A 25,813-nucleotide genomic window follows, 5' to 3' on the forward strand; every position below is an offset into this window, starting at 1 on the left:
CCAGAGTGTTGACCACGGCGCAAAACTTCCGCTAGCGTTACAACCCGCATCGCCAAGAAAGGAGGCCACCGACATGATGAATCCAGCACATATGGGCACAACGCCCGCTGACTCCGCGACGTCCTACCGACGTTCTGCGTTCTCGGTGAACCTCCGCGGCGATATCGCGACGGCGTAGCCGACTCCTCGCATTCCTGCGCGCTGCACGCTTCTTCGTGCTCGTCACGCACCTGCGATTCCTGCCTCTTCGGCATCCCCAGGCATCCTCTGCCACCGGTGCGCATGCACATCCGCATCCGCCCGGGCTCCGGCTCCGCCTCCCATCCTCTTTCCGGCCTCTGCTCGGCGACGACCTTCTCGGCGTCCTCCCGTCAGACGGCTCATGAACGCACGGATGAGGGCGCAGCATCCACCCCATCACACCGAAAGCGAATCATCGTGAACACCACCCTGTCGTCCCGCGCCGCGGACGTCACCGTACATTCCCAACCCTCGTCGGTCGTGCTTCCGGACGCCGCGCAGCTGCGCGCCCTCTCCCTGGCACACCGACTGTCCCTGCGCCTGGCCGTCTGGCTGCTCGTCCGCGCCGCTCGTGAGGAGCGCACGGCTGAACGGCTCAGGGAACTCGCACTCTCCGAACAGCGTCGACGCGCGCTGCTCGAGGAGTACCAGGCAACCGCGCTGTACTACAGCGTTCCGCTGCAACTGCGCTGATCGAAGGAGCAATCATGACAACGACGGACACGAATGCGATCGTCATCGCACCGTTCGTCCCGCCGTCCGCACCACACGGCCCGGATGCCGCCGAGCTCCACGAGCTCGTGGCCCTGGACAACGCGGTGTGCCTCTCTGACTCGGGAGGCGATCACCTCCGTCAGACCGCAGAGGAGATGCTGCCCGGATGGCTCGACCAGACCGACCGTCTGCGGCGGGGCTTCATCGCCCGCCGCGGCGGTCGGCTCGTCGGCGCCCTCCTGATGGGCTTCGCCGCGGAGACCGGCTCGGTCGCCGGCGAGTTCGACCTGCTGATCGAGCCGGGCCAGTGGGGACAGGGCATCGAGGATGCCCTTCTCGACGTCGGCGAGGCCGAGGCGCGGGCGCTGGGTCGCACGAGTCTGCAGGCATGGTCGCTGCACCCTGTCGCCGAGGACGCCGAGCCCTACGTCCCGCGCACCGGCTGGGGCAGAGCGACCCGCACGGATCTGGCACGCTTTCTCGCCTCGCGCGGCTACGAGCTCGAGCAGGTCGAACGCAACAGCGGCTTCGATCTGCGCAACTCGCTCGAGATCGCGACGGCGGCATATGCACGCGCAGAGGCCGCCGCAGGCGACGACTACCGTGTCGTGGCGTGGACGCTCCCGACGCCGGCCGAGCTTCGTGCCGGTTTCGCGGCGATTCTCTCCCGTCTCGCGACCGACGTGCCCAGCGGCGATCTGGTCATCGACGAGGAGGCATGGGATGAAGGACGTGTGCTGCGCCGTGAGGCGAGGCTCGCCGCAGCCGGATCTCTGGTCTCCGTCGCCGCCGTCGAGCATGTGCCCAGCGGCGCGCTCGTCGCCTACAACGAGCTCCTGATCGGTGAGGATCGCTCTGGTGTGACACACCAGTACGGCACGCTCGTTGCGAAGGAGCACCGCGGGCACCGCCTCGGGATGCTCGTGAAGGCCGCGAACCTGCTGCGTTGGCGTGAGCTTGCCCCGCAGTCGCCGCAGGTCTCGACGTTCAACGCCGAGGAGAACCGCCCGATGCTCGACATCAACGAGGCGATCGGCTTCGTGCCGCTCTCGTATGCCGCGGCCTGGCAGCGAGCCCTCGTGTGAGTCGCTCGCAGCCCGGACGCCACGTCTGCGCGTGCACTGTCGCGTGGCATCCGTGCGCCGGACGCAGAGGTCATCCGCGAGGATGACCTCTGCGGGGCTGCTTCATTCTGGCGAGCGATGACGAGAGATGCGGACGCGGACGAGGCTGGGAGCATGAGTTCTTCCGTCATCACCGCAACCGGCCTCCGCAAGTCCTACGGCACGACCCGCGCACTCGCCGGGGTCGATCTGCGCATCTCTCCCGGCGAGTCTGTCGCGATCATGGGTGCCTCCGGATCGGGGAAGACGACGCTGTTGCACGTGCTGGCGGGAATCATCACTCCCGATCAGGGAAGTGTCACCTTCACCCCGGCGCAGGCAGGCGTGCACATCGAGGTCACGGCGCTGAACGATCGCGAGAGATCGCGACTGCGCCGGGAGCGCTTCGGCTTCGTGTTCCAGCAGGGTCTCTTGATCCCTGAGCTCACGGCGATCGAGAACGTGGCTCTGGCGTCGATGCTCACCGGGCACTCCCGTCAGGAGGCGGAGCAGCTTGCCGGCGCCTGGCTCGCCTCTCTCGGACTCGCAGGCATGGAGCTGCGCCGGATCGGCGAGCTCTCCGGCGGTCAGGCGCAGCGCGTGGCCATCGCTCGCGCACAGGTCACGGGCGCGGAGGTCGTCTTCGCCGACGAGCCGACGGGGGCTTTGGACTCCGCCACCTCGACAGAGGTCATGGATGCGCTGCTGTGGTCGACAACGGGTCAGGGTCGCACGCTCGTGCTCGTGACCCACGATGCGCAGGTCGCGGCACGCTGCTCGCGCACCGTCACGGTTCGCGACGGACTCATCGTCGCGCAGGAGGTGGCCGCATGAAACTCTCCGTCCTGCGGATGCTGCTGCGTCCGACCCCCGGAAGCATGGGCGTGCTCGCGCTTCCTGTGATCGCATTCGCCGTGGTGACGGCGCTGATCCTCACGGTGATCGGTGGCGCTCAGGCGTTCTGGTCCTGGACGGATGAGTATGCGATGCTCTACCAGTCGCTGGCGGCGATCGCGGTCGTCCTGCTCGTAGTCCCGTTGAGCACGCTGGGCGCTGCTGCGGCACGCCTCTCGGCCCGCCGTCGGGACGAGAAGCTCTCCACTCTGCGCCTCCTGGGCGTCACAGCATGGGGTGTCGGCGTGCTCACGGTCATCGAGTCCACGCTGATCGCCCTCACCGGGGTGCTCGCCGGCGTGCTCGGCTCGCTCGCACTCCTGCCGGCGGTAGCGCTGATCCCGTTCCGCGGAGAACCGCTCGGCATCGAGGCGATCGCGCTCTCGCCGATGATCATCCTCGCGGTCGCCGGCTCGATCGTCGTGCTCGCGGCAGTGAGCGCGATCATCGCACTGCGCCAGGTGGTCATCTCCCCGCTCGGCGTGCGCATGCGAGCGACGACGGGATCTGTGCACTGGATCCGCGCGGTGATCGTCGTGGCGCTCCTCGCCGCAGCGTTCCTCACGATCAAGCTGGCGCCGAGCGTGGTGTCCAGCGCGATCATGCTCATCGTCGTGCTCGCCGGAGTCTTCGGCGTTTCACTCGCGGTGCTCAACGTGATCGGACCGTGGGTGCTCAAGGTCATCGCGAACGGTCAGGCGCGTCGCGCCGCGACTCCAGAACGTCTGCTGGCCGCCCGGATGGTGCTTGACTCCCCCAAGGCGGCCTGGCGTCAGGTGAGCGGAATCGCGATGGCAAGCTTCATGGCTGTCTTCGCGGGAACGGGCGCGGCCCTCATGAGTTCGATGGCCAGTGACACCGCGACCGCCGCCGACCTCGCTCTTGCCACCGACATCCGTACGGGTGTGATCATCACCCTCGTGGGATCGTTCGTGATGGTCGCAGCGTCCGTAGGGGTGACGCAGGCGTCCGAGATTCTCGATCAGCGGCCGCTGCATTCGAGCCTGCACTATCTGGGCACGCCGATGCAGACCGTGGATGCGGCGCGGCGCCGCGCGATCATGTCGCCGCTGCTGATCACGGCACTCGGATCGGCGCTGTGCGCCGGAGTACTCGTCTTCCCGCTCCTGGGGATCGCGATGATCACGGCCCCCATCTCACTGCTCACGATCGCCACCGTCGTCACTGCGGGCATCGGAATGGTCTGGCTCAGCACCCGTGTGACTCGCCCTCTGCTCGCTCGTTCCTTCGCGACGGCCTGAGGGTCGCGTCAGGATGGGTATTCCTCCCCACTGCGTGATCGACGGTGCTCGATTAGGTTGAAGGGAGGAGGTCATACTCACGATGGACGTACTGCTCGACCGCGCTCGCCTCACTGAGGCGCGTGACACATTGAAGGCCGCGAAAGACGCCTTCGACAGCGCCGCGAAGATCAACGACAACCTGGAGGCGGCCATCGACCGTCCCCACGGCAAGTCCAAGCTTCGTGACCGCGTCGGATGGTTCGAGGCGAACTGGGCGGGCAACCGGGATGAGCTCACGGAGATGATCGAGAACGTGCACAAGGGGCTCGATTCGATCGTGACCGGCTGGGACGAATGGGAGGCCGACGCGGTCGCCTCCATGGAAGGGAAGTAGACGACCATGTCCTACTACTCCCCCTCGACCGGCCGCGAACTGGTGCAGTTCGCCGGCTCACCGACGACGATCGGCACAACCGCCGAGCAGTACAAAACGCTCGGGACCGCCATGATCACGACGGCCACGACGCTCCGCGACATCACGGAGTCTCAGGTCAGTGCGGGCACCGATCGGCTGAAGGACGATGCGGAGAAGCTCGAAGGAGATCTCCGGAAGGCCGGCGTCCGCTACCAGAAGACAGGTGAGGCGCTGACACCGTATGCGACGGCACTCGAAGATGCCCGCGCCTGGTTCACCGCACACAGCGCTTCGGTGATCGCCGCGGAGAAGCGCTATGTCACGGCGCAGAGCACGCAGCAGACACTCCTCTACTCGCCGACGTATGGCATGGAGGAGGCGGAGGTGAAAGAGCACGGCGAGAAGCTCGGCGACGCGGCGGCCGAGCTCGAGAGCGCCGAGACCGACCGCGCGTCCGAGTGGCGGGCCTTCGACTCGGCCTACGACCTGTGGGATGCCGCATTCGAGACCGCGGCCAACGGCGTCTCCGAGGCGATGGACAAGGCCGACAACGACGACGGCAAGTGGGACTGGATCGCCGACGCTCTCGGCGTGCTGGGCTACGTGCTGATCGTGCTCGCCGTCGTCGCGCTCTTCGTCGTGACGAGCCCGTGGGCAGCGATCCTCCTGGCGACGACGATCGCGCTGTCGGCGGTGCATCTTGCCGGCAACATCTACCTCTACGCGAACGGCAAGGCCTCGCTGTCCGATGTTCTCTGGAGCGCCGTAGGACTTCTCACAGCGGGAATCGGAGGCTTGGCCTCGCGCTCGCTCCGTCTCGCGACAGCCGCGAACGGGGGCGCCGACGTGCTGCAGGCTTCCCAGAGCGCTTCCCGACTTCCGGTGTTCGCCAATGGCGTGCGCATGCAGTCGATGCCCACGATCGGCGCAGCCTGGAAGCATCCGTTCTCTGTGCTCATGCGCGGTAACGAGTGGGGTGTGCTGAGCCAGTGGGGCCCGGAACTCGCCCAGTGGACGGCATCGACCGCAGGCCGCAGCGGAACGATCGCATCCGCCTGGGCGGACATGATCGTGACGACGGCTCCCAAGGTCGGCGGCGCAGGATGGACGGCCGTCGGGTCCTGGGTGACGGGCATCGGCGCCGGACTCTACAGCGCGCCGGACAACCCGTGGTACGTGCCGTTCGGGCGCCCGTAGGCTGTTTGCATGCCCTTCTCTTCTTTGCATCCCCTTCGCACGAATGCACGGGCACTCCCGCGCACGCTCGGCGTGCTGCGGCTGGTCGCGATGGTGGCGACGATCGCCACCGCGCTGCAGTGGATCGTCCCCGCCGGCGCACGCCTCATCTTCAATGCTGGGCGCGTCTACTACAGCAATGAGCCGTTCTCCCTCTGGGGTGAGGTCCTCCCCTGGCCGGTTCTCTCGGTGCCCGCCTGGATGACCATCAGCACCGTCACCATCGCCTGTGTCGCAGCATTCCTGTACCTCCTGCTCGGCGGCACTCAGGTACGCAAAGACGTTCCGTTCACCGTGATCGTGGTCGGCGGGTTCGCCGTGCTCTTCCCGCTGGCGATCGCGACGTTCGATCCCGATCCCACCGGCGTCATCAGCACGCCCGGCCCCGACGGTTACCCCATCGGGTGGCACTGGCTCGCGAGTCCACTGAGCCTGTTGGTCGTTCTCGGCGCGATCTTGGGACGCAATCGTCGCCCGCTGTCCTCCGAACAAACGCGGGGCGCCCGTGTCGCTTCGTGACGAATTGATCGGCGCAAAACCCGTCGCGCCTGAGCCCCGCGGATACACGCTGCTCGTTCCGCCCGACTGGGGGCGCTTCGGGGCTGACAACGCGGGACGCGATGAACTCCTGGCTCTGCTTCGAGCGCGATTCCAGGCCGTCGGCCGCCCCGACCTCTATGGTCAGATGCACGCGTCCGTCACCCAGCAATGGCAGCGGATGCGCCAGCGCGGCGGCCTGGAGCTGTTCATGCCCGTCCAGCCGCATGCGGCGGAGGGCTCCACGCCCATGAGCATCCTGACGGCTCCGTGGATCACCCAGGGCGGCTCGTTCGCCGACGATGTCGCACAGCGCGCGCACGTGGCGAACGGAATCGAGACGCTGGATTCCGGCGACGGCTCGGTCGTCTTTCGCTGGGAGAGTGAGCGTCGCGGCAGCGATGACTTCGCGGGGGTCATCACCCGGGAAATCAGCTATGTGCGCCCATTCCCTGGCGAGGACCCTCGCCGCGGCATCCTGATCATGGCCTCGATCGTGCACCCCGGCGAGGAAGAGGCGGGCGCTGCGCTGACGGCGTTCACTGCGCTCGCCGATTCGATCGTGTCGACGTTCGTCTGGCGGTACGCGTGAGAGAGGATCTGCCGTTCGGCTGGCTCGCCGTGCCCTTCAGCGTCGATCCTTCCGAGGCCCCCGCTCTGGCGCGGGCGCTGCTCACCTCGCTCGCCTCAGCCTCCCCCGAGGTGATGCACACGCCCGAAGCGGAAGAGCTCATGGTGGCCGCCATCACACGCCTGCCCGTGCGGTCGGAGACGCAGGCACGGGTGTGGCATGTCCTGGGTCCCGACGCAACCGGACTCTCCGCGGATCTCAGTGTCGCCGACCCGATCGATGATCTGGAGAGTGACATCGGGAGCCCCTTCAAGTCGGTGCTTCTGCAGCGTCGGTTTCCGACCGATACCGGCGTCATGACCCTCGCTCTTGTGGCCCCAGACGTCCATGCGCAGCCCCTGCTGCTGCTCCGTGCGCAGCGCGTCCTCGAAGGGCGACGTCTCATCGCCGACATCCTCAGCGACGATCCGGGATTCCTCGGCCGGGTGGCTGGAGACGCCGCCGCGCTCGTCGGCGCGAAACTCGCGGAGCCTGGGGCGAACGCCGACGCATCCTAGACGCGGCCGCGCTCCTCGACCGGGGTGTTCCGGTAGGCGCGCCATGCGTCGAGAAGCTCTTCACGCGATGCCTCCGGGTGAGCGGCATGCCAGCTCCGCGTGAACCGGTTGTACTCGAACTGCTCGTCGATGCTCGTGACGCCCTGACCGCGCGTGCGGTGCCAGTGGTCGAGCGCGTCCTGCATCGTCGTGGTGCCGTCGGATGCCACGAAGAACGCACGCATCTCGGCATCGAAATGAAAGCTGGGACCGATCTGAGAGACCATCCAGCCGCGGATCACCTGACTGCAGCGCTGCCCGACGGGAATCACCGTCTCCGCAGTGAGCACGCCTGCGAGCTGCGGCCCGCTCGCACGACGCGCAGGCGTCGGCTCGACGAAGGATCTCCCCGCGAGAGATGCCGCGATCCGCGCCGTCAGAAGCGCCTTGCTCCCCGTCGCGCGCACATCGCGGTCGCGAGCGAAGGCCTGGAGCTCTTCCTTCAACCAGTACCACCGCAGGAACTCCTGCTCCGTGAGCTCGGCGGTCAACGGGGGTCGGGCGGAAGAACTCACCGGCACACTGTAGCGCCACTTCTCGCTATCGAGCGATCAGCCTTCTGGGCGTCGGCAGCTCCGGTGTCCAGATCTGCATGAGATACCCCCGTCAGCGCCGGCGCTGGCAGCGCGGGCAGTAGTGGCTGGAACGGTTCATGAACGCGTCGCGCCGAATCTCTCCACCGCACCGCGCGCAGGGCTTGCCGGTCTGCCCGTAGGCGTTCAGCGAGTGCGCGAAGTACCCGGCCTCGCCGTTCACATTCACGTACTGCGCGTCGAAGCTGGTGCCGCCCTCTGCCAGGGCCTTCTGCAGAACGGCGCGCACCTCGACGAGCAGTCGCCGCACCGCAACGGTCGAGAGCGCGGACGCGAGAGTCTCGGGATGGATGCGCGCCGCCCACAGCGATTCGTCGGCGTAGATGTTGCCCACACCGCTGATCAGGTTCTGGTCGAGCAGCACGCGCTTGATCGCGCTCGAACGACGACGCAGGGCCGCCCGGAACAGGTCGTCGTCGAACGCAGGATCCAGCGGATCGCGAGCGATGTGCGCGACCTGCGTCGGAATGAGCGCAGCATCCGATCCGTAGCCGGCGGGCCGCGCATCGGGCGTCGGCACCAGCTGGTCGATCGCGAGCGATCCAAAGGTGCGCTGATCGGCGAAGACCACGGCCAGTTCGCCATGACGCGGATGCTCGATGAACAGCCGCACGCGCTCGTGGCGCTCGGGAGCGGCATCCGGAGCACGCAGCAGAAGCTGACCGCTCATCCCGAGGTGACCGACGACAGCGGAGGAACCGCCGACCAGGGGCATCCAGAGGAACTTGCCGCGCCGCACAACCGCGTCGACCGTCGCACCCTCAAGTCGGGCCGCGAAGTCGGCGGATCCCGGAAGATGACGTGTGAGTGCCCGCTCATCAAAGACGCTGACGGCGCGGACCACGGACCCCGACATGGCGGGAGCGAGTCCGGCGCGAACGACCTCGACCTCAGGAAGTTCAGGCACGGTTGTTGATGGCGTGCCAGGCGCTGAGGGCGGCAGCCATCTCGGCGGTCTTCTTGCTCGTCCCGTCGCCGTTCGTCATGACGTCACCGACGACAACCGTCGCTGTGAAGCGGCGATCATGATCCGGACCGCTGGCGACGACGGAGTACTGCGGCGGAAGGGAGCCGACACGGGCAGCGAGCTCTTGAAGGCTCGTCTTCGGATCCATCGCGGCGCCGTACCGCTCGGGATCGGCGAGCAGCGGCTGGGTCAGCCGCAGAACCAGATCGGTCGCAGCATCCGGACCGGCAGACAGGAAGGTCGCGCCGATCACGGCCTCCATCGTGTCGGCCAAGATGGAGTCCTTGTCACGACCGCCGGTCTGCTCCTCTCCTCGTCCGAGGAGAAGATGGTCGCCAAGGCCGATGCCACGGGCCACCTCTGCCAGAGCGAGGGTGGAGACGACGCTCGCCCGGCGCTTCGCGAGCGCTCCTTCGTCGAGGTCAGGCAGGGTCGTGAAAAGCATCACGGTCACTGCCTGGCCCAGAACGGAGTCGCCGAGAAACTCCAGGCGTTCGTTATGGGGAATACCACCGTGCTCGTACGCGTACGAACGGTGGGTCAACGCAAGAGTCAGCAGCTCGGCGTCAATACTGACGCCGAGCTGTGCTGTGAGAGCCCTCGTCCCCTCTGGGAGCCCTGTCACGTTGTACCAAACGTCTCTCAGACGTCGGCGACCTTGCGGCCCTTGTACTCGAGGAAGAGCTCGGTGCCCTGCGAGTCGGTGACGACCTTGGCCTGGTGCGGACGGCTGTAGACGACCTCGCCGTTCTCAATGGTCTTCACCAGAGCAACGGGAGCGGCCTTCCACTGCGCGCGACGCGAGCGGGTGTTCGAACGGGAAACCTTGCGCTTCGGGGGGTTACCAGCCATGGCTAACTACCTTCTGTGTTCTCGGGCGCACGGCGCTCTGCCGTCGTCCCTTGGTCTGTGATCTGCTGGAGCGCGCTCCATCGAGGATCGATGGGAGCCGCGGCATCCGCGCCTTTTCCTTCTGTCAGCTTCTCGCCGGTCTCAGGGTCGAGACCAAGGCAATCCGGCTGACAAACCGGCTGAAACGGGAGCGACAATACGGCCGCGTCCCTGACCAGAGTTTCAAGATCCACGTGGTCGTCTTGAACCTCGAAGTCAGTTGCTTCCTCTCCAGGATAGGCGAAAAGCTCTTGAATCTCGACTTCGACAGGCGCGGAGATCGGTTCAAGACAGCGACCGCACTCTCCGGAGTACGTCGCCTCGGCCGTTCCTGTCACGAGAATGCCCTCGTGGACGGACTCCAGGCGGACGTCGAGGAGAAGCTCGCTGTCTTTCTCGAACGCCACGATTCCCTCGCCCCAGCGCTCGCTGAGCGTGATGTCGAGCTCGTGCTCACGCATCTCACCGGGCTTGCGGACGATGTCGCGCACGGGGATCACGAACGGGCTGTTGAATCGGGTCTTCACCCCACCACTGTATCCGTCCGGAGTGGGAAGAGGCTCAGAGTCCGCGGGCTCCGGTGTCGAGGAACGTGGCCACTGCCGGCGGAACGAACGGCGAGACATCGCCGCCCAGCGAGGCCACCTGACGCACGAGGGAGCTCGAGACCAGCGCGTGCCCCGGGTCGGGCAGCAGGAACACCGTCTCGATGTCGGCGAGGTGGCGGTTCACGATCGCCATCGGCGTCTCGTAGGCCACATCGATCTGGGAGCGGATGCCCTTGACGAGCACTCCTGCGTTGACGTCACGCGCATAGTCGACGAGCAGTCCCATGCTCCACGAGCCGATGATGATGTTGCCGCCGATGCCGTCTTCGTCGATCGACTGCTCCAGGAGCGAGAGTCGTTGCGCGATCGGAAGCATCGCCTCCTTGCCCGGGTTGTGCACGACGAGCACGTGCAGCTCGTCGTAGAGGCGGGCGGCGCGACGAATCACGTCGAGATGACCCAGCGTCGGGGGGTCGAAGGAACCCGGGACAACGGCGATCCGGTTGCTCATGCATCCAGCCTAGGACACGCTAGTTCTTCGCCAGCGCCGCGCGGTCTTCGTCTGTGACGCGCCGCGCGATCGCCTCGCGGAGCCCCGGATGCTGCGCGAGCGCCGGATCCTCTGCCAAGAGCCGCTCCGCGAGCTCCCGAGCGCGGGCGATGAGTCCCGCGTCCTTCACGACGCGCAGCAGCCGCAGCGAAGAGCGCACGCCCGCCTGCGACGACCCCAGCACGTCGCCCTCACCGCGCAGCTCAAGGTCCACCTCTGCGAGCGCGAAGCCGTCCAGCGTCGCCGCGACGGCCTCGGTGCGATCGCGGGCGAGAGTGCCCTCCTCCGCCTCTGTGACGAGCAGGCAGAGTCCCGGCACACCGCCGCGGCCCACGCGTCCCCGCAGCTGGTGCAGCTGCGAGACTCCGAAGCGATCTGCGTCGAGCACGATCATCGTCGACGCGTTGGGCACATCGACACCGACCTCAATCACGGTCGTCGCAATGAGCAGGTCGATCTCTCCGCGAGCGAAGGCCTGCATCGTGGCATCCTTCTCGTCGGCAGGCATCTTGCCGTGCAGCAGTGCGCGCCGCAGGGTCCCCAGCCGCGGGTGCGTAGCCAGAGCCTCCTCCAGCTGCACGACACCCCAGCGCGGCCCCGTGCCGGTGTCATCGCTCGGGGGAAGGGATCCGGGCTCGGCCGTCTTCTTCGTCGTGTCGATCGCGGCGCACACGGCGAACACCTGGCGGCCCTGCGCGATCTCCTCCGCCGCGCGCTCCCACACGCGGGCGAACCATCCGGGATGCTCCGCCAACGGCGCCACGTGGCTCTCGATGCCCGCGCGCCCCGCGGGCATCGTGCGGATGACCGACGTGTCCAGGTCGCCGAAGACCGTCATCGCGACCGTGCGCGGAATCGGCGTCGCAGTGAGGACGAGCGCGTGCGGGCTGGAACCCTTCGCTCGCAGCGCCTCGCGCTGCTCGACGCCGAACCGGTGCTGCTCGTCGACGACGACGAGCCCCAGATCGGCGAACGTCGTCTTGTCGCCCAGGAGCGCATGCGTGCCGACCACGATCAACGCCTGCCCGGAGGCGACCCGCAATGCGGCTTTACGTCGATCAGCCGCCGGCATCTGCCCTGTCAACAGAGTCGGCATGACGAGCGGCGCCAATTCGGGGCCCAGCATCTTCGTGATCGAGCGCAGGTGCTGCCCGGCGAGCACCTCGGTCGGCGCGATGAGGGCGGCCTGTCCCCCGGATTCGGCGACCTGCAGCATCGCACGGAGCGCGACCAGGGTCTTGCCTGATCCGACTTCGCCCTGCACGAGACGGTTCATCGGCCAGGTGCCGACCAGGTCGGTCGCGATCTGGTCGCCGACGATCTGCTGATCGGGCGTCAGCTCATACGGCAGGCTCGCGTCGAAACGCTCCAGGAGCCCACCCGAGGCTGCCGGGCGGGCTGTCGCGGCCAACGCGCGCACGGCGTCACGCTGCTGCAGCAGCGCCGTCTGCAGCACGAGCGCCTCATGCATGCGCAGCGTTCGCACGGCCGGATCGATGTCGTTGCGGGTGCGCGGCCGATGGATCTGCTCCAGCGCGACGCGTGCGCGAAGCAACTCCTCTGCCTCTCGCACAGTCTCCGACAGCGGCTCCGGCACGTCCCCGAGGCCATCGAGCGCGCGGCCGATGAGCTTCGCGATCTGCCAGGTCTGCAGTGTCGAGGTCGCCGGATAGATCGGAATCGGCACGTTGGCGCGGGCGTCCGCGCTGCGCCGCGCATCCGCCTCATCATCGAAGAGCTCGTACTCCGGATGCGTGAGCTGGGTCGCATTGTGGAACAGGCTCACCTTGCCGGAGAAGACCCCCCGCCGACCGTTGGCGAGTTCTTTCTGCCGCCACTCCGCCTGCCCGAGATTCTTCGCGAAGAACGTCAGCGACATGCGCCCGACGCCATCGCCGATGGTGACCTCGAGCATGGCTCCCGCGCGGTTCCGCATGCGTCGAACCGTCGATGACAGCACCTCGGCGACGATCGTGACCATCTCGCCCTGCGGGAGTTCGCGGATCGGCGTCAGCTCACCCGGATCGGCGTAGCGCCGGGGGTAGTGCGCGAGCAGATCGCCCACGCTCTGCATGTGGAACGCCCGATCGAGTGTCTTCGCGGGGCCAGCACCCAACGCCTCGGCAAGCGGGGTGTCGAGGCTGAAGGACATGCTCAAAGTCTAGGGTTGTTGCGTGACGAGAATCATCTCCGGATCCGCTGGCGGCGTGCGACTGGACGTGCCGAGCGCCGGCACCCGCCCCACGAGTGACCGCGTGCGGGAATCGCTGTTCGCCGCACTCGAATCCGCGGATGCCATCGACGACGCGCGGGTCCTCGATCTGTACGCCGGCTCGGGGGCGCTGGGACTCGAAGCGCTCAGCCGTGGGGCCCTCAGCGCCGAACTCGTCGAGCGCGGACGCCCCGCCGCCGCGGTCGTCCGGAAGAACATCGACCGTGTGCTCGCGTCGCTGCGTGCCCAGGGCACCGGTGATCGGACCGCACGCGTCCACGAGAGCGCCGTGCACGCATTTCTGCAGCGCACCACGGGCACATTCGACCTCGTGTTCTGCGATCCGCCCTATGACATCGACGATCAGGCGATGAACGCCGACCTCGTCGCACTCGCGCCGCATCTGGCCCCCGACGCACTTATCGTCATCGAGCGCACCCGCCGCGCGAGCACGCCGGACTTCGCCACCGCTGGACTCGAAGAGATCCGCGACAAGACCTACGGCGACACACGCATCTGGTGGGCCGTGCCCCGCGCCGTCTAGCCCGCGGTCGCGTCCCAATCACGGTACGGATCCCACCCCGCGGGGTCCGCCGCGATGCCATCGCACGTGACGGGCGCATCTTCGCGCGGCGGCTGGACGACACCGATCGCACGGAACCCGGGCGGCAGCGGACCGTCGGATGGGAACGTCGCCAGCAGGGCGTGGTCTTCGCCCCCGGCCAGCGCTCGGGCCGGATCCGCCCCGAGCGCGCGGCTCTCCAGGGCGATCGTGACGGCGGATGCCGCAGCGAGGCGCCCGGCGTCGATCGCAAGACCGTCGGACACATCCATCATCGCGGTGGCGCCGGCGATCGCCGCGAGCGGGCCCAGTCCGATCGGCGGGACTGGGCGCAGCTGCGCGTTCAGCGCGAGGCGCTCCCCCGCGGCAAGCTGCGCGGGATCCACGGGGACAGGGTCATCCCCGTCCCGGAACCTTCCGAACAGCACGGCAAGTCCCTGGGCGGCCTGCCCGAGTTCACCGGCGACCGCGACGACATCGCCGACCTCAGCACCCGCACGCGTGACAGGCCGGCGCCCTTCGAGATCGCCCATCGCCGTGACGGCGATCGTCAACACCGATGACACGGTGAGGTCTCCCCCGACGACGGCGCAGCCCGGCGCGAGAGCGGCACAGGCATCACGCAGGCCGTCCGCCATCCCCTCCACGAACGACACCCGCAGATCACGGGGTACCGCGAGAGCGACGAGCAATGCGGTCGGGCGGGCGCCCATGGCGGCGACATCCGCGAGGTTCACCGCCGCCGCCTTCCAACCGAGGTCATAGGCGCTGGACCACGCGAGGCGGAAGTCCGGCCCGTGCACGAGGGTGTCGGTGGTCACCACGACAGACCCCGATGGCGCGGCGATCACGGCAGCATCGTCGCCCGGCCCGAGCAGTGCGTGCTCTGCGGCGGGCGTCCGCGCCAGGATCGCCCGGAGAATGTGCCCCTCCGAGACATCGCCGATGCACGGATCGTCTGCAGGGCTCACGGAATCAGGCATCCTCCCACGCTAGCCTGTCGGCATGCCCACACCGCTGACCGTGCCCCCTGCCGCGTTCGAACTCCGTGCCGCGCCACGTCTGCGGTGGGGCATCATCGGCCCCGGCGCGATCGCCCGTGACTGGACGCGCACCGTCCATGCTCACACCGACCAGCGGGTCGCCGCAGTGGCATCGCGTTCCGCAGGCAAAGGCCGTGCCTTCGCCGCGGAACACGGCATCGAGCGGGTGCACACCACGGTCGATGCGCTCTGCACGGATGACGAGATCGACGTGATCTACATCTCCTCGCCGCATCCGCTCCACCGCGAACACGCTCTCGCCGCGATCGCCGCAGGCAAGCCGGTGCTGATCGAGAAACCCATCGCCATGTCCGCGGCCGAAGCGACGGAGATCGCGGATGCTGCGCGGGCTGCGAACGTGTTCGCGATGGAGGCGATGTGGTCCCGCTTCCTTCCGCAGATGCGCCTCGTCGATGACGTCCTCAGATCGGGCGTGCTCGGGCCGCTCCGCCATGTCAGCGCGGAGTTCAGCAGTCGCGCGACCTTCGATCCGCACAGCAGGCTCTTCGATCCCGCTCTCGGCGGGGGCGCGCTCCTCGACATCGGCGTGTACCCGCTGTGGTTCACGACCTGGGTGCTCGGCGCCCCGCACCTCGCGCATGCCTCGGGCTTGCATGCTGAGACCGGTGTCGACTCCGACGCCACCGTCCTCCTCCGCGCTGCAGGGGCCACCGCGGTGGCCCGCACCAGCGTGCTGGCAACCGCGCCGCACCGTGCAGGACTCTTCGGCGAGAACGGACGCCTCGAGCTGGATGCCCCGTTCTGGTCGCCGAGCGGACTCACCCTCACATTGCAGTCCGCGCGCGGCGACCTCGAAGTGAGTCGCTGGACCGACCCCACGTCCCTGCGCGGCCGCGACGGACTCGCCTACCAGGCGGTCGCCGTCGCCGAGCATCTCGCCGCAGGAAGGACGGAGGCTCCGGAGCATCCGCTCGCCACCAGCATCCGTGTGATGCGACTCATCGACGAGGCCCGAGCTCTCATCGATGCCGGGTAGCCTGGAAGCATGTCGCGCACTACCCGGTGGATCACCGCCAGCCTCGTTCTCGCAGGCGCTCTTCTCGCCACCGGATGCTCGTCCACCGTCGCGCTGAAGCCCGCTCCTGACGCGAACAACCCGCTGTGCGCCGACGTCATGGTGCGCCTGCCCGACGGCATCAGCGACCAGGATCGCCGCTGGACGGACGCGCAGGCCACCGCCGCCTGGGGCGATCCGACCTACTCCGTCCTCATGTCCTGCGGCGTGGAGGTCCCCGGCCCCAGCACCATGCAGTGTGTGACGCTCGGAGGCACCGACTGGCTCGTCGACGCCACCGACAACCCCTGGATGCGCATGACCAGCTACGGACGTGAACCCGCCGTGCAGCTGTACGTCAACAACGAGGTCATCAGCCCGGACACCGTGCTCGAGGCGATCGGTCCGCGAATGTCGTCGATCCCCGTCACCGCGAAGTGCACGGCGCCGGACGTCCCGATCGACGAAGGCGGCGACGGCGCCTGACGCCGGAGCGACAGACGTCCGTCACCGCGACGTTCAGCGGCGCAGAGCCGCTTCGACGAGCTCAGTGATCAGGTCGCCGTAGCTGAGACCCGAGGCGATCCAGCACTTCGGGAACATCGAGATCGGCGTGAAGCCCGGCATCGTGTTGAGCTCGTTGACGATCAGGTCACCGTCCGTGGTGAGGAACATGTCGACGCGGGCGAGTCCGCGTCCGTCCATCGCCTCGAAGGCGCGCACGCCGACGTCCTGAATCGCTGCGACCTCGGCGTCCGTGAGCGCCGCAGGGCACACGACATCCACGCCGTCGCCGCCGAGGTACTTGCCCTCGAAGTCGTAGAACGCGCGGGAGGTGAGCACGATCTCGCCGGGCAGGGAGGCACGGACGCCCTCGGCGCTGTCGAGGATCGCGACCTCGATCTCGCGGCCGGTCACCCCGGTCTCCACGAGGACCTTGTCATCCTCGGCGAAGGCGATCGCCAGCGCAGCATCCAGCTCCGACAGGTCATCGACCTTCGAGACGCCGACGCTCGAACCGGCACGTGCGGGCTTGACGAACAGCGGCAGCCCGAGGTCTGCGATCTCCGCGCGCAGCGTCTCGGATGACGTCGTCCACTGTCCTCGCCGGATGGTGACCCACGGCGCGACCGAGATCCCGGCCGACTGCAGCACGACCTTCATGAAGTGCTTGTCCATGCACAGGGCGGAATCGAGAATGCCGCCCCCGGCGTACGGCACCTCGAGGGTGTCGAAGTACCCCTGGATTGTGCCGTCTTCGCCGTGCGGTCCGTGCAGGATCGGCAGCACGACATCGATCTCGCCGAGGCCCTCGACCGAGCCGTCCGCGCGCACGACGCGCAGCGTGCGGTCGCCGCCGGGCTCCGGCCACAGCACCCGGGTGCCGTTGTCGACGACCTCCGGCAGATGCGCCGCGTCGAGCGGGAACTTCGCCGGGTCGTCGTCCTCGAGAACGAACGCCCCCTCGCGGGTGATCCCGACCGGGATCACCTCGTAGCGGTCGCGATCAATTGCCCCCAGCACTCCGCCCGCCGTTGCGGAACTGATCGAATGCTCGCTGGAACGCCCTCCGAAGAGCACCGCCACCGTCTGCTTGTCCATTCTGGGTCCTCTCCCCCTGCGGGGTGTCGTCGTCGGTGGTCAGATGCGGTGCGATGTCGCGAGGGTTCATGGTGCCGTCGAGCACGCGCTTCACCTGCTCCACGATCGGCATGTCCACCCCCGCATCACGCGCGAGCTGCAGCACCGGAGCCACCGAGGCGAGCCCCTCCGCTGTCTGATTCATCTGCTTGACCACGTCCTGGTAGCTGTATCCCTGCCCGAGCAGGCGCCCCGCCGTGTTGTTCCGGCTGAGCGGTGACTGGCACGTCGCGATCAGGTCGCCCAGGCCTGCGAGGCCCTGCAGGGTCTCGGGCTGAGCGCCGTTCGCGACTGCGAAGTCGGTCATCTCGACCAGACCGCGCGTGATGATCGACGCTTTCGTGTTCTCGCCGTAGCCGACACCGTCGACGATGCCGATCGCGACCGCGATGAGGTTCTTCAGGACGCCGCCGAACTCGGTGCCGATCACATCCGTGTTGACGAAGGTGCGGAAGTAGCGGTTGCGGGCCGCGCGCGCGACGATCTCCGCCGTGTCCTGACTGACCGAGGAGATCACGGCGGCCGTCGGCTGTTCGCGCGCGATCTCGAGAGCGAGGTTGGGCCCGGACGCCACAGCGATGCGCTCAGGATCGCAGCGGAGCTCCTGTTCGATGACCTGACTCATGCGCAGACCCGTGCGGCGCTCGACGCCCTTCATCAGGCTCACGACCCGAACGTCGGAGTCGGCGAGGATCGGACGCAGAGCCTTCAGGTTCTCGCGCAGCGACTGACTGGGCACCGACAGGTAGACCTGGTCGACGCCGTCGAGAGCCATGGACAGGTGGTGGGTCGCCGTCATGGACCGGGGCAGATTGATGCCCGGCAGGTACTGCGAGTTGCGCTTGGCCTCTGCGATCTCCTGAGCCTGTTCCGGTCGACGCGCCCACATGGTGACGTCCGCGCCGCCGTCAGCGAGGATCTTGCCGAAGGTCGTGCCCCAACTGCCCGCGCCGATCACGGCGACGCGAGGGCCCGAGGCTGCTGGTTTACGACTCAAGGCGGCCTGTCTCCTTCTGCCCGTGTGCGCTCGGATTCCACCGTTCGGCGGGAGCCTTCTCACCGCGCAATTCTTCCAGCAGCGCCGTCACAGCCGCCATCAGACGCTCCGTGGCCTCAGTGATCGCAGCTCCCTCGTTCGCGCGGGCACGGAGGTCCGACAGGTCGATCGGCTTTCCGATCAGCACCTGAACCGGCTTACGCGGAGGCCAGAGCTTCAGCCCCTTCTGGTAGCGCCCCATGATCTCCTGGGTGCCCCACTGCGCCATCGGGATGAGTTCGATCTCGCCCGCCAACGCCAGACGAGCAGCACCGGACTTTCCTCGCATGGGCCACAGGTCAGGGTCACGGGTCAGCGTGCCCTCGGGATAGACGATGACGCCGCGCCCGTGCTCGACGAGCTCTTCAGAGTGCCGAAGCGTCTCTTTCGCGGCCGACGCGGACGAACTGCGCGCCACGGGGATCATGCCCGTGGCGCGCAGCGCCCAGCCGAGCACCGGAACCCGGAACAGGCTCTCTTTCGCCATGAATCGCGGCTGACGTCCGAGACGCCACACGGCGACCGCGACGATGAGCGGATCGAACTCCGAGTAGTGGTTCGGGCCGAGCACATAGGCGCCCTGAGCAGGCAGATTCTCTCGGCCGCGGATCTCGATCTTCGCGAAGTACGACACGAGCGGCACCACGACCGCCGCCAGCGGCCAGAATGCGCTCGGCTTCGACCGCTCGCTGCGCGGCTTCTTCTTCGATGCGGTCATGGCTCAGCCGATGACGTCGAAGTCCGCGCCCAGGGCTTCGAGCTTGCCCAGGAACTTCTCGTAGCCACGGCTCAGGATGTCGACACCCGAGACCTTCGACTCGCCCTGTGCGGTGAGCGCCGCGATCACGTGGCTGAATCCGCCACGGAGGTCGGGAACGACGATGTCAGCGGCGTGCAGCGGCGTGGGGCCTGTGATCACGGCCGCCTGCTCCAGTGGACGGTGGGGCACGCGGCGCGGGCCGTCCTGGAGTCCGTGCGGGTGCACGACGATGTCGGCGCCCATCTTGACGAGTGCCTCAGTGAAACCCAGACGGTTCTCGTAGACCGTCTCGTGCACGACAGAGCGACCGTGTGCCTGCGTGAGAGCCACGACGAGAGGCTGCTGCCAGTCGGTCATGAAGCCGGGGTGCACATCGGTCTCGACGATCACGGGCTTGAGCTCGCCGCCGCGGCGGAAGAGGATGCCGTCCTCCTGGACGTCGAACCAGCCGCCGGCCTTGCGGAAGACGTTGAGGAACGTCAGCATCTCCTGCTGACGAGCGCCGCCGACGAAGATCTCGCCGTCGGTTGCGAGCGCCGCGCTGGCCCACGACGCGGCCTCGTTGCGGTCGAAGATCGACCGGTGGTCGTAGCCGCGCAGCTCGTCGACGCCCTCGATGAGGATGACCCGGTTGGGCTCGTACGAGATGATGGCGCCCATCTTCTGCAATACCGCGATCAGGTCCATGATCTCGGGCTCGATGGCCGCGTTGCGCAGCTCGGTGACGCCCTTCGCGCGGACGGCCGTCAGCAGCACCTGCTCGGTGGCCCCGACGCTCGGGTACGGCAGGTGGATGTTCGCACCGTGCAGGCCCTGTGGTGCCGAGAGGCGGATGCCGCTGGGCTGCTTCTCGACGATCGCGCCGAACTTGCGCAGGGCATCGAGGTGGAAGTCGATCGGACGGTCGCCGATGCGGCAGCCGCCCAGGTCAGGGATGAACGCCTGGCCCAGGCGGTGCAGCAGCGGACCGCAGAACAGAATCGGAATCCGTGAGGCACCGGCGTGCGCGTCGATCTCTTCGAAGTGCGCCGACTCGACGTCGCTCGGGTCGAAGACAAGTGCTCCGGGCTCATCGCCGTCGGTGACGCGAACACCGTGCACCTCGAGCAGCGAGCGAACGACGGCGACATCGCTGAGATCCGGAACGTCGCGCAGCGTGCTGACCGTCTCTCCGAGCAGGGTGGCCACCATCGCCTTGGTCGCGAGGTTCTTCGCGCCCTTGACATCTACACGTCCGCGCAGCGGGCGTCCTCCACGAATCGCGAGAACGTCGCCAGACGGGGTGTCGATCAGGGGTGTCGTCATTCCAAAAGCCTCACTTCATCAGACGGACAGCGGCGGACGCCGCACGGGGCAACATGCCCCAGCCCCACGCGATCGTGTCTCAGCGGACAGGAAGAGTGCGTGGCCGCCACGACTCGCGACGGGCCTCGAACTGCGCGATCTTGTCTTCGTTGCGCAGGGTGAGCCCGATGTCATCGAGCCCTTCGAGGAGCCGCCATCTAGTGTAATCGTCGATCTCGAAAGGAGCCTCGACATCGCCGATTCGCGCGGTGCGCTCTTCGAGGTTGATCGTGATCGAGCGGCCCGGTTCGGCGTCGATCGCGGCCCAGATGCGCTCGAGATCCTCTTCTGTCACGGTGGCGGCGAGCAGGCCCTGCTTGCCCGAGTTTCCGCGGAAGATGTCGGCGAAGCGGGTGCTCAGAACGACCTTGAATCCGTAGTCGCGCAGCGCCCACACGGCGTGCTCGCGGCTCGATCCGGTCCCGAAGTCAGGTCCGGCGACCAGCACGCTCGCGCCCTGGAACGCCTCCTGGTTCAGGACGAAGTCGGGGTCCTGGCGCCAGCCGGCGAACAGCGCGTCGTCGAAGCCCGTCTTGGTGACGCGCTTCAGGTAGACCGCGGGGATGATCTGATCGGTATCGACGTTGGATCGCTTCAGCGGGGCGGCGACACCGGTGTGCGTCGTGAACTTCTCCATGTCAGGCCTCCACTCCGGCCGAAGCCAGTTCCAGGTCACTCGGGCTGGACAGCGTGCCGCGGATCGCGGTGGCTGCGGCGACGAGCGGCGACACCAGGTGCGTGCGGCCTCCCTTGCCCTGTCGTCCTTCGAAGTTGCGGTTCGAGGTGGATGCGCAGCGCTCCCCCGGGGCCAGCTGGTCGGGGTTCATTCCGAGGCACATCGAGCAGCCCGCGAAGCGCCATTCGGCTCCGAACTCGGTAATGATCTTGTCGAGGCCCTCCGCCTCGGCTTCCAGACGCACACGCGCGGAGCCGGGGACGACCATGACGCGCACGCCATCGGCCTTCTTCTTGCCCTTGACGATCGAGGCGAATGCGCGCAGGTCTTCGATGCGACTGTTCGTGCACGATCCCATGAACACCGCGTCGACCGTGACGTCCTTGAGGGGCGTTCCCGGCGTCAGATCCATGTACTCCAGCGCGCGCTCGGCCGCGGCCCGCTCGTTGGGATCGGCGATCTGCGCGGGGTCCGGGACACTCGCCGACAGCGAGCTGCCCTGACCGGGGTTCGTTCCCCAGGTCACGAACGGCTCCAGCTCGTTCGCATCGATGAAGACCTCCGCGTCGAAGACGGCGCCCTCGTCGGTGGGCAGTGTCTTCCAGTACGCGACGGCGTCGTCCCAGTCCTGTCCCTGCGGCGCGTGGTCGCGCCCTTGGACGTAGTCGAACGTGGTCTGATCCGGCGCGACCATGCCGGCGCGGGCACCGGCTTCGATCGACATGTTGCAGATCGTCATGCGGCCTTCCATCGACAGCGCGCGGATAGCGCTGCCGCGGAACTCCAAGACGTATCCCTGGCCGCCGCCGGTGCCGATCTTGGCGATCACGGCGAGGATGATGTCCTTCGCGGTGACGCCCGGGCGCAGCGCGCCGTCGACGTTGATCGCCATGGTCTTGAACGGCTTCAGCGGCAGGGTCTGCGTCGCCATGACGTGCTCGACCTCGCTCGTGCCGATGCCGAAGGCCATCGCGCCGAATGCGCCGTGGGTCGAGGTGTGCGAGTCGCCGCAGACGACCGTGATGCCGGGCATCGTGAGGCCGAGCTGCGGGCCGACAACATGGACGATGCCCTGTTCGGCATCGCCCAGGGAGTGCAGGCGGACGCCGAACTCCTCGGCGTTGCGGCGCAGCGTCTCGATCTGCGTGCGACTCGTGAGGTCGGCGATCGGCTTGTCGATATCCAGCGTCGGGGTGTTGTGGTCTTCGGTGGCGATCGTCAGATCGACACGGCGCAGCGGCCGCCCCTCGGTGCGCAGGCCGTCGAAGGCCTGCGGGCTCGTGACCTCATGCACGAGGTGCAGGTCGATGTAGATGAGGTCGGGCGTGCCGTCTTCGCCCTTGACGACCAGGTGGTCGTCCCAGACCTTCTCGGCAAGCGTGCGGGGGCGGTCGGCAGAGCGGATGCCGGATGCATCGGTAGTCATGTGTCGCTGTCTCCTGGGTTCACGGTTCGGCCCATGCAGGACGCCGCGACGAGGAAGGCCTAGATCGAGGTCTCGTCGCGGCCGCTAAGGAGAAGGGCCCGCCGGTGCATGCCGGTCAGTTTACACGCTCGCGAACACCGCGAACGCCGCAGGGCACGGCGACGCCGTGCCCTGCGGATCATTCAGACCTCGTCGCGAAGCGCCTTGCCCTGCTCCGAGGGCTCGACGACGGGTTCGCGCTTCTTGTCACGAGAGGACGCGATGAGGCTCGCGACGGTCGCGATTCCCATGGCGGCGACGATGACCGTGAGCGAGAGCCAGATCGGGATGTCCGGTGCCCACTCGATGTGCTGGCCTCCGTTGATGAACGGCAGCTCGTTGACATGCATCGCGTGCAGCACCAGCTTCACGCCGATGAAGCCGAGGATGACCGCGATTCCGTAGTGCAGGTAGCGCAGGCGGTCGAGCAGGTCACCGAGAAGGAAGTAGAGCTGACGCAGACCCATGAGGGCGAAGATGTTCGCCGTGAACACCAGGAAGCTGTTCTGCGTGATGCTGAAGATCGCCGGAATCGAGTCGATGGCGAACATGAGGTCGGTCACACCGATGGCCACGAACACCATGATCATGGGGGTCCACATGCGCTTGCCGTCGACGACGGTGCGCATCTTCGTTCCGTCGTACTCGTCGCTGATGTCGATGCGGCGGCGAAGGAGGCGGATCAGGAAGTTCTCGCGCTTGACCTCGCCGTCGTGGTCACCTTCGGGCATCGCCTGGCGGATGGCGGTCCAGATCAGGAAGGCACCGAAGATGTAGAAGACCGGCGAGAAGTTCTCGATGATCGCGACGCCCGCGATGATGAAGAGACCGCGGAGCACCAGCGCGATGATGATGCCGACCATCAGCACCATCTGCTGCAGACGACGGGGCACCGCGAACTGCGCCATGATCAGCACGAAGACGAAAAGGTTGTCGATCGACAGGCTGTACTCGAGGGCCCAGCCGGTGAGGAACTCGCCTGCGAACTGTCCGCCGGCGATGAAGTAGAGCAGCCCGGCGAAGGCGAGAGCCAGAGCGACGTAGAAGCCCACCCAGAGGCTGGATTCCTTCGTCGAAGGAATGTGCGGGCGGAGCTTGATGAGCATGAGGTCGGCGATGAGAATCACGACGAGCACGACGAGTGACGTGATCTCGAACCAGACGGGGATATTCACGGGCGCGGAGCACCTTTCGAAAGGGGTCGGTAACGGGCCGAAAGTCTCTCCCCCGTGATGACACGGCACGCGCCCGGGTGCACTACAACGAGCACCGTGATGACGAACGCGCAGAAGTGGGATACTCCCTCTCGCCCGTCAAGGATACCGGTCGCCGCTGGGCCGCGGTGAACCGACCTGATTCGGGCGCGGCGTGAGACGATTCGAACAGAGTGGACACTTCTCCGATGAGAGACACCGAACGGAGCGGGGATGCCAGAGACACTGACCGACGCCGAACTGGTCGCACAGGCCGCGGGCGGAGACGATGATGCCTTCCGGCAGCTCTATCGCGCTTACATCCGCCCTGTGTACTGGATCGCGCATGGCATCGTCGGCACCGCCGCCGATGCGGAGGATGTCGCACAGGAGACGTTCGTCGTCGCCTGGCGCAAGCTCGGGGCGCTCCAGTTGGAGAGCGAATCGCTGCTGCCCTGGCTGGCGACGATCTGCCGCTTCCAGGCGGCGAATCGCCTGCGGCGCCAGCGCAGAGATCGTGCACATACGGCGGATGCTGTCGACGAGACGATCGCCGACACGGTCGACGTCGAGCAGCAGGTGATCAGCGCGGCGCTCGCGGAGCGCATCGCGGCCGAGTTGCAGACGCTCACCGAACTGGATCGCGAGATCTTCCGCCTGTGCGCCAGCGAGGGCTACGCCTACCAGGCGGCAGCCGCTGAGCTGGGCGTCAGTCATGGCGTCGTTCGCAACCGTCTCTCCCGCGTTCGCACCCAGCTGCGCGGAGCTGTGAGAGAAACGGAAGAAGCATGAACACCTCGCACCCTGAACTCCCTGCTCTCTCGGAGGAGACCATCGCTCGCATCGAGCAGAGCGTGTTCACTACGATCGCGGAGGAGCGCGCGTCGGCACAGGCGGATGCCGTGCCGAAGGATGCGCGCGCTGCGCGGTCACGCGCTCGCAGGCGCGGATGGCTCACCGCATCCGGAGTAGCCGCCGCGTTCGTCGTCGGCGCCGTCGTCTCGCCCGCCCTGATCACCGCGTCGACGGGATCGCTCATGTCCGCAGGGTCGGCGTCGAGTGAGTCCGCGATCGCCCCAAAGCTCGAAGGCGCAACGATGCCTGAGGGCCTCACCCTTCTTGATTCGACGGCAGATATGTCGGCGGCGAGCCCCGAGGCACCGCGGGAGATGATCACCTCCGCCTCCGCGACTGTGCGTGTCGACGACATTCAGAAGTCAGCGGAGGAGATTGCCGCGCTCGCGACTCGCCAGGGCGGCTTCGTGGAGAGCAAGAACATCGGATCGTCCGGTGTCGTCGCCGACCAGTCGATGCCTGCTCCGCGCACGGATGACTATGCCTGGATCAGCATCCGGGTGCCGTCTGACACGTTGAACGAGACGATCGCCGAGCTGGAGAAAACTGGTGAGGTCATCGCCAGCTCCAGTAACGCCACGGATGTGACGGCGACCGCGATCGACCTGCGCGCGCGGGTCGAGGCGACGCGCGCGTCCGTGCAGCGGCTGACCGAGCTGATGGCGCAGACGGGGACGGTCGGAGAGCTCATCGAGGCCGAGGTCGCGCTCACGGACCGACAGGCGCAGCTCGAGTCGTATGAGCAGCAGCTCGCGGATCTCGAGACGCAGGTCGCGATGTCGTCGCTGCAGGTCGAGCTGACGCGCACGGCTACTGTGACCGAACCCGATCCGGCAGGTTTCGGCGACGGGCTCTTCGCCGGCTGGAACGGACTGCTGCTGACCCTCAATGCGCTGGTCGTCGCCTTCGGGTTCCTGCTCCCGTGGCTCGGCGTCGGCGCAGTCGCCGCGCTGATCGTCTGGGCGATCGTCCGGACCCGCCGCGCACGGCGCACACATGCCGCACCGGCGGGGCCGGCTGCGCCGACGGAGTAGTCCGACCCATCTGCGCCGGGCGCGGTGAACACCGCCGCCCGGCGCGGTCGGCACGTCGAACATCTCTGTCGCGCAGGTCCGGGCGGGGGCCGCCACA

29 protein-coding genes are annotated in these 25,813 nt (G+C 67.5%); 14 read left to right on the plus strand and 15 right to left on the minus strand.

Annotated elements, in window-relative coordinates; all coding sequences use genetic code 11:
• The first annotated feature begins 438 nt into the window (after positions 1–438).
• The 9 genes from JOD62_RS01010 (at position 439) to JOD62_RS01050 (ending at position 7,292) form a co-directional block, all read left to right on the plus strand.
• The gene (locus JOD62_RS01010; protein ID WP_204937485.1) at positions 439–714 is read left to right on the plus strand and encodes a hypothetical protein; all 276 of its coding nucleotides are present in this window, start codon (positions 439–441) and stop codon (positions 712–714) included.
• 14 nt (positions 715–728) lie between these two features.
• A complete protein-coding gene (locus JOD62_RS01015; protein ID WP_204937486.1) occupies positions 729–1,820 on the plus strand; it encodes a GNAT family N-acetyltransferase in 1,092 nt (363 codons plus the stop codon).
• A 153-nt stretch (positions 1,821–1,973) separates the two neighbouring features.
• The gene (locus JOD62_RS01020) at positions 1,974–2,672 is read left to right on the plus strand and encodes an ABC transporter ATP-binding protein (RefSeq protein WP_204937487.1); all 699 of its coding nucleotides are present in this window, start codon (positions 1,974–1,976) and stop codon (positions 2,670–2,672) included.
• Positions 2,669–3,994 carry an ABC transporter permease family protein gene (locus JOD62_RS01025; protein ID WP_204937488.1) on the plus strand — a complete coding sequence of 442 codons (1,326 nt, stop codon included), beginning with the start codon at positions 2,669–2,671 and terminating at the stop codon, positions 3,992–3,994. Before JOD62_RS01020 ends, JOD62_RS01025 begins: the two co-directional genes overlap by 4 nt.
• 82 nt (positions 3,995–4,076) lie before the next feature.
• The gene (locus JOD62_RS01030; protein WP_204937489.1) at positions 4,077–4,370 is read left to right on the plus strand and encodes a hypothetical protein; all 294 of its coding nucleotides are present in this window, start codon (positions 4,077–4,079) and stop codon (positions 4,368–4,370) included.
• 6 nt (positions 4,371–4,376) lie between these two features.
• Positions 4,377–5,588, plus strand: a complete 1,212-nt coding sequence (locus tag JOD62_RS01035; protein ID WP_204937490.1) for a hypothetical protein — start codon at positions 4,377–4,379, stop codon at positions 5,586–5,588.
• Positions 5,589–5,597: 9 nt separating this feature from the next.
• Positions 5,598–6,146: a hypothetical protein gene (locus JOD62_RS01040; protein WP_204937491.1), complete on the plus strand. Its 549-nt coding sequence runs from the start codon at positions 5,598–5,600 to the stop codon at positions 6,144–6,146.
• On the plus strand, positions 6,133–6,756 hold the full coding sequence (locus tag JOD62_RS01045; protein ID WP_204937492.1) for a hypothetical protein: 624 nt from the start codon (positions 6,133–6,135) through the stop codon (positions 6,754–6,756). The genes JOD62_RS01040 and JOD62_RS01045 overlap by 14 nt, the downstream gene beginning before the upstream one ends.
• Positions 6,753–7,292, plus strand: a complete 540-nt coding sequence (locus JOD62_RS01050) for a hypothetical protein (protein WP_204937493.1) — start codon at positions 6,753–6,755, stop codon at positions 7,290–7,292. The genes JOD62_RS01045 and JOD62_RS01050 overlap by 4 nt, the downstream gene beginning before the upstream one ends.
• Here the strand turns inward: JOD62_RS01050 and JOD62_RS01055 are convergent.
• From JOD62_RS01055 to JOD62_RS01085, 7 genes are all read right to left on the minus strand, one after another.
• The gene (locus tag JOD62_RS01055) at positions 7,289–7,846 is read right to left on the minus strand and encodes a DUF6434 domain-containing protein (RefSeq protein ID WP_271171578.1); all 558 of its coding nucleotides are present in this window, start codon (positions 7,844–7,846) and stop codon (positions 7,289–7,291) included. The two genes, JOD62_RS01050 and JOD62_RS01055, sit on opposite strands and share 4 nt — an antisense overlap.
• 91 nt (positions 7,847–7,937) lie before the next feature.
• Entirely contained in the window at positions 7,938–8,831 is an 894-nt protein-coding gene (gene mutM / locus JOD62_RS01060) for a bifunctional DNA-formamidopyrimidine glycosylase/DNA-(apurinic or apyrimidinic site) lyase (RefSeq protein ID WP_204937495.1), read from the minus strand.
• On the minus strand, positions 8,824–9,516 hold the full coding sequence (rnc, locus tag JOD62_RS01065; RefSeq protein ID WP_204937496.1) for a ribonuclease III: 693 nt from the start codon (positions 9,514–9,516) through the stop codon (positions 8,824–8,826). Before rnc ends, mutM begins: the two co-directional genes overlap by 8 nt.
• A gap of 17 nt (positions 9,517–9,533) precedes the next feature.
• Positions 9,534–9,743 (minus strand): 50S ribosomal protein L32, encoded by a 210-nt coding sequence (gene rpmF / locus JOD62_RS01070; RefSeq protein WP_091036036.1) that lies wholly within the window; start codon positions 9,741–9,743, stop codon positions 9,534–9,536.
• Positions 9,744–9,745: 2 nt separating this feature from the next.
• Positions 9,746–10,243, minus strand: a complete 498-nt coding sequence (locus tag JOD62_RS01075; RefSeq protein ID WP_204940004.1) for a YceD family protein — start codon at positions 10,241–10,243, stop codon at positions 9,746–9,748.
• Positions 10,244–10,343: 100 nt separating this feature from the next.
• On the minus strand, positions 10,344–10,841 hold the full coding sequence (gene coaD / locus JOD62_RS01080) for a pantetheine-phosphate adenylyltransferase (RefSeq protein ID WP_204937497.1): 498 nt from the start codon (positions 10,839–10,841) through the stop codon (positions 10,344–10,346).
• Between the two features lie 19 nt (positions 10,842–10,860).
• Positions 10,861–13,032, minus strand: a complete 2,172-nt coding sequence (locus JOD62_RS01085; protein ID WP_204937498.1) for an ATP-dependent DNA helicase RecG — start codon at positions 13,030–13,032, stop codon at positions 10,861–10,863.
• Positions 13,033–13,054: 22 nt separating this feature from the next.
• Between JOD62_RS01085 and rsmD the strand changes: the two genes are divergently transcribed.
• Positions 13,055–13,636 carry a 16S rRNA (guanine(966)-N(2))-methyltransferase RsmD gene (gene rsmD, locus JOD62_RS01090; protein ID WP_204937499.1) on the plus strand — a complete coding sequence of 194 codons (582 nt, stop codon included), beginning with the start codon at positions 13,055–13,057 and terminating at the stop codon, positions 13,634–13,636.
• On the opposite strand, the gene thiL is transcribed toward rsmD, so the two are convergent.
• Positions 13,633–14,637, minus strand: coding sequence for a thiamine-phosphate kinase (thiL, locus tag JOD62_RS01095; protein ID WP_204937500.1), 1,005 nt, complete (start codon positions 14,635–14,637; stop codon positions 13,633–13,635). The two genes, rsmD and thiL, sit on opposite strands and share 4 nt — an antisense overlap.
• A 22-nt stretch (positions 14,638–14,659) precedes the next feature.
• Between thiL and JOD62_RS01100 the strand changes: the two genes are divergently transcribed.
• On the plus strand, positions 14,660–15,694 hold the full coding sequence (locus JOD62_RS01100) for a Gfo/Idh/MocA family protein (protein WP_204937501.1): 1,035 nt from the start codon (positions 14,660–14,662) through the stop codon (positions 15,692–15,694).
• 9 nt (positions 15,695–15,703) lie between these two features.
• A complete protein-coding gene (locus JOD62_RS01105) occupies positions 15,704–16,198 on the plus strand; it encodes a DUF3515 family protein (RefSeq protein ID WP_204937502.1) in 495 nt (164 codons plus the stop codon).
• A gap of 33 nt (positions 16,199–16,231) precedes the next feature.
• On the opposite strand, the gene JOD62_RS01110 is transcribed toward JOD62_RS01105, so the two are convergent.
• The 7 genes from JOD62_RS01110 to JOD62_RS01140 all read right to left on the minus strand — a co-directional run bounded on the left by JOD62_RS01110 (position 16,232) and on the right by JOD62_RS01140 (position 23,809).
• Positions 16,232–17,314: a D-alanine--D-alanine ligase family protein gene (locus JOD62_RS01110; RefSeq protein WP_204937503.1), complete on the minus strand. Its 1,083-nt coding sequence runs from the start codon at positions 17,312–17,314 to the stop codon at positions 16,232–16,234.
• Entirely contained in the window at positions 17,220–18,350 is a 1,131-nt protein-coding gene (locus JOD62_RS01115) for an NAD(P)H-dependent glycerol-3-phosphate dehydrogenase (RefSeq protein WP_204937504.1), read from the minus strand. The genes JOD62_RS01110 and JOD62_RS01115 overlap by 95 nt, the downstream gene beginning before the upstream one ends.
• On the minus strand, positions 18,340–19,107 hold the full coding sequence (locus JOD62_RS01120) for a lysophospholipid acyltransferase family protein (RefSeq protein ID WP_204937505.1): 768 nt from the start codon (positions 19,105–19,107) through the stop codon (positions 18,340–18,342). The genes JOD62_RS01115 and JOD62_RS01120 overlap by 11 nt, the downstream gene beginning before the upstream one ends.
• A gap of 3 nt (positions 19,108–19,110) precedes the next feature.
• A complete protein-coding gene (gene murA / locus JOD62_RS01125) occupies positions 19,111–20,454 on the minus strand; it encodes a UDP-N-acetylglucosamine 1-carboxyvinyltransferase (protein WP_204937506.1) in 1,344 nt (447 codons plus the stop codon).
• A gap of 79 nt (positions 20,455–20,533) precedes the next feature.
• Entirely contained in the window at positions 20,534–21,130 is a 597-nt protein-coding gene (gene leuD / locus JOD62_RS01130; RefSeq protein WP_204937507.1) for a 3-isopropylmalate dehydratase small subunit, read from the minus strand.
• 1 nt (position 21,131) lies between these two features.
• Complete coding sequence (gene leuC / locus JOD62_RS01135; protein WP_204937508.1) at positions 21,132–22,595, minus strand: 3-isopropylmalate dehydratase large subunit; 1,464 nt, start codon at positions 22,593–22,595, stop codon at positions 21,132–21,134.
• A 182-nt stretch (positions 22,596–22,777) separates the two neighbouring features.
• On the minus strand, positions 22,778–23,809 hold the full coding sequence (locus tag JOD62_RS01140) for a TerC/Alx family metal homeostasis membrane protein (protein ID WP_204937509.1): 1,032 nt from the start codon (positions 23,807–23,809) through the stop codon (positions 22,778–22,780).
• 252 nt (positions 23,810–24,061) lie between these two features.
• On the opposite strand from JOD62_RS01140, the gene JOD62_RS01145 reads away from it, so the two are divergent.
• Together JOD62_RS01145 and JOD62_RS01150 are read left to right on the plus strand one after the other, a co-directional pair.
• A complete protein-coding gene (locus JOD62_RS01145) occupies positions 24,062–24,619 on the plus strand; it encodes an RNA polymerase sigma factor (RefSeq protein ID WP_204937510.1) in 558 nt (185 codons plus the stop codon).
• On the plus strand, positions 24,616–25,716 hold the full coding sequence (locus tag JOD62_RS01150) for a DUF4349 domain-containing protein (RefSeq protein ID WP_204937511.1): 1,101 nt from the start codon (positions 24,616–24,618) through the stop codon (positions 25,714–25,716). Before JOD62_RS01145 ends, JOD62_RS01150 begins: the two co-directional genes overlap by 4 nt.
• Positions 25,717–25,813 lie beyond the last annotated feature (97 nt).

Origin of the sequence: Microbacterium keratanolyticum (genome assembly GCF_016907255.1) — a bacterium.
Classification (GTDB): Bacteria; Actinomycetota; Actinomycetes; order Actinomycetales; family Microbacteriaceae; genus Microbacterium; species Microbacterium keratanolyticum.